Origin of the sequence: Gordonia sp. i37, assembly GCF_002043085.1 — a bacterium.
Lineage (GTDB): Bacteria > Actinomycetota > Actinomycetes > Mycobacteriales > Mycobacteriaceae > Gordonia > Gordonia polyisoprenivorans.
The window spans coordinates 1-3,087 of sequence record NZ_MVPX01000037.1; the positions used below are offsets into that span (position 1 = coordinate 1).

3 protein-coding genes and 1 tRNA gene are annotated in these 3,087 nt (G+C 67.4%); 3 read left to right on the forward strand and 1 reads right to left on the reverse strand.

What is annotated here, in order from left to right; genetic code table 11:
* Both B1964_RS01290 and B1964_RS01295 read left to right on the forward strand, forming a co-directional pair.
* Positions 1 to 1,170: aminotransferase class V-fold PLP-dependent enzyme (locus B1964_RS01290; RefSeq protein ID WP_139765581.1), on the forward strand; the 1,170-nt coding region annotated here is incomplete at its 5' end.
* A gap of 73 nt (positions 1,171 to 1,243) precedes the next feature.
* Complete coding sequence (locus B1964_RS01295; RefSeq protein ID WP_079928496.1) at positions 1,244 to 1,720, forward strand: MarR family winged helix-turn-helix transcriptional regulator; 477 nt, start codon at positions 1,244 to 1,246, stop codon at positions 1,718 to 1,720.
* A gap of 40 nt (positions 1,721 to 1,760) precedes the next feature.
* On the opposite strand, the gene B1964_RS01300 is transcribed toward B1964_RS01295, so the two are convergent.
* A complete protein-coding gene (locus B1964_RS01300) occupies positions 1,761 to 2,738 on the reverse strand; it encodes an NAD(P)H-quinone oxidoreductase (protein WP_172398713.1) in 978 nt (325 codons plus the stop codon).
* A gap of 161 nt (positions 2,739 to 2,899) precedes the next feature.
* Here B1964_RS01300 and B1964_RS01305 point away from each other — a divergent pair.
* Positions 2,900 to 2,984: transfer RNA gene (locus B1964_RS01305), tRNA-Ser, on the forward strand.
* The last annotated feature ends 103 nt before the right edge of the window (positions 2,985 to 3,087 follow it).

The following is a 3,087-nucleotide window of genomic DNA, read 5'->3' on the forward strand; positions in this document are numbered from 1 at the left end:
GGACTTTTTCCCTCGCTCGGCGATGGCTGGATTCGCTTCGATCCGCAGGCCGGGATGGTGATCCCGGACTCGGTGGCCTCCGCGGTGTCCCGCGGATTCCGACAGCTCGGAGCGTCGGCGCGGGGCCGGTATCCGGCGGCGCGGGAGACCGCCGAAGCCCTCGACGGGGCCCGCCGGGCCATCGCCGATCTGGTGGCCGGGCAGGCCTCCGGCGTGGTGCTCGGACCCTCGCGTTCGGTGTTGCTGTGGACGCTCGCCGAGGCGATCAACCCCAACACATGGCTGACGGGCAACGTCGTCGTCAGCCGCCAGGACGACGAGCCGAACATCCTGCCATGGGTGCGCGTCGTCGACCGCGTCGGTGGCACGCTGCGGTGGGCCGAGATCGACGTCGAGACCGGAGAATTGCCGGCCTGGCAGTACGACGATCTGATCGACCGGCACACCGCTGTCGTCGCCGTTCCCCTGGCCTCGTCGACGCTGGGCACCCTCACCGATGTCGGCGACATCGCCGCGCGGGCGCGGGAGGTTGGCGCGATGGTCGTCGTCGACGCGTCGAGTGCCGCGCCCTACCTTCCGCTCGACATCGACGAACTCGGCGCCGACGTCGTCGTCGTGTCCGCCGAACGGTGGGGTGGGCCGCGGATGGCGGCGATGGTCTTCGCCGAGCCGCGCGCGATCGACCGGTTGAACACGATGTCATCGGATCCGCATGCGGTGGGGCCTGAGCGCCTCGAGATCGACGAGCATCAGGGCGCTCTGCTCGCCGGTCTGGTGGCTTCCGTCGAGCATCTCGCGGGTCTCGACGAGACTGCGCTGGGTAAGCGCCGGCGACGGCTGACTACTGCTCTCGATGGCGTCAACGAATACCTGCAGCGGCTCGGTTTCTACCTCATCAACTCGCTTGACCAGCTCAATCACGTGTCGGTGATCGGCAAGAGCGATAGTCGGGTGCCGTTGGTCAGCTTCGCCGTCGACGGAGTCGGGGCCGATACCGTGGTCCGCAGGCTCGCCGACAACGGGATCTGTGCGCTCGCCGACCTGCCGAGCCGTGCGCTTGCCCGGATGGGTGCCGGCGATTTCGGAGGAGCTGTCACCGTCGGGCTCGGGCCGTATTCGACACCCTACGAAGTCGATCATCTCGTGCGGACACTCGGTTCGCTGGCGTGAAGTGGACAACTTTTGTCGGTCGCCTGACCCACTGAGTTAGTAAGTTCTGCTCTGGTGCACTATTTTGTGGAAAGTGAACACCGAGGAGTCCGCGCGGCTGTCCGACGCTGAGTTGGTCGTGTGGAGCGCTTTCGTCGACGGGGGCTGGGCCCTGATGGCCGAGGTGACCGCGGGCTTCAGCGCCGCGGGGGTCTCGGTCAATGACATGCGGGTACTCGAGATTATCGCCGCCCGGGAGTCGATCGGGATCAGTGAGATCGCCGCGGCCATGCATGCCGGCGTGAGCACGGTGTCGCGCGTGGTCGCCCGCCTCATCGACGACGAAATCCTCGAACGCGTGCACTCCCGCTCAGATGCCCGGCACCGACTGGTCCGCCTCACCGACCACGGACGGGCCCAACTGCGCGCACAGCTCGACATCCGCGACGCGGTGGTCCGTAAGCATGTCATCGAGGTGCTCACCACCGAGGAGTTCGAGTCCCTCCGCCGCATCTTCGGCAAGATCCGCGACGGTTCCTCGGCCGGACCGTGTGCGGACGGTCTCGACTGAACCGTCAGTCTTACGCACTGGGGTGATCGGTCCGGGGTGGTCAGTCTGTGGTCACGCGCAGTAGGACCTTGCCGATCGCCTCGCCGCTGTCGAGGCGGTCGTGCGCTGCCGCGGCGTCGTCGAGGCCGTAGACGCTGTCGATGACCGGCAACACCTTGCCCGCCTCGATCAGTGGCCAGGTCACCGTTCGCGTGTGCGTGACGATCTGGGCCTTGCCGCCGTCCCCATCGACCGGTCGGGATCGCAGCGTCGTCCCGATCACCGACGCGCGTTTACCCATCAGCGCGGCGATCGACAATTCGGCCTTGGTGCCGCCCTGCATGCCGATGATGACCAGGCGGCCGCCGGTGCGCAGCGCGGAGATGTTCTGCGCCAGATACTTTGCGCCGATGATGTCGAGAATGACGTCGGCGCCTCCGCTTTCGGTGATCACCTCCACGAAATCGTCTGTGGCGTAATTGATCAGGATGTCGGCACCAAATCCGGCGCATCGATCGAGCTTGGCCGCGGTACGTGCGGTGACGGCGACGCGGGCGCCGAGTGCGTGGGCGAGCTGGATGGCGTGGGTGCCGATACCGCTCGATCCGCCGTGGACGAGGAGCAGTTCACCAGCTCGCAGACCCCCGGCCTCGACGACGTTGGAGACCACCGTGCACGCCACCTCCGGTAGCGCCGCGGCGTCGGCGAGAAGAACCCCGGCCGGGACCGGCAACACCTGCGCCGCGGGAACGGCCACCCTCTCGGCGTATCCGCCGCCGGCGAGCAACGCGCACACCTCGTCGCCGACCGACCAGCCCGTCACGCGTGCCCCGACCTCGCTGATCCTGCCCGAGACCTCGAGCCCGAGGGTCTCCGGTGCGCCGGGCGGCGGCGGATAGTTGCCGCGACGCTGGAGCAGATCAGCGCGGTTCACCCCGGCCGAGACGACGTCGATGACGACCTCGCCGAGGTCTGCGACCGGATCGTCGATGGTGGACACGGACAGATCGCATGACGAAGAAACGGTGACGGCACGCATGACCCGATCGTGGCACAAGGAGGCCACCGTGCGCGGTCGGTGCTGGTAGGCGCGCTGGGTGCACGGGCCGCGTCCACCAGCTGACGCCGCGTCGAGAGATCGGTGACGAGCCGTGAGCCGATTCGGCCCGGTGTTTGGTCCTCACGTACCCTCTTCGGCAGGGAAGCGTGGCAGAGCGGCCGAATGCACTCGCCTTGAAAGCGAGCGTGGGTAAAACCACCGGGGGTTCAAATCCCTCCGCTTCCGCGGTGTGATGAGTCGCGACATCGTTGACATACGGTGTCGTGGGGTTGACCCCGTTTCCCGGACATCTTGATGGCCAGTGTGAGGCTGGCGGGAGAGGATGCAG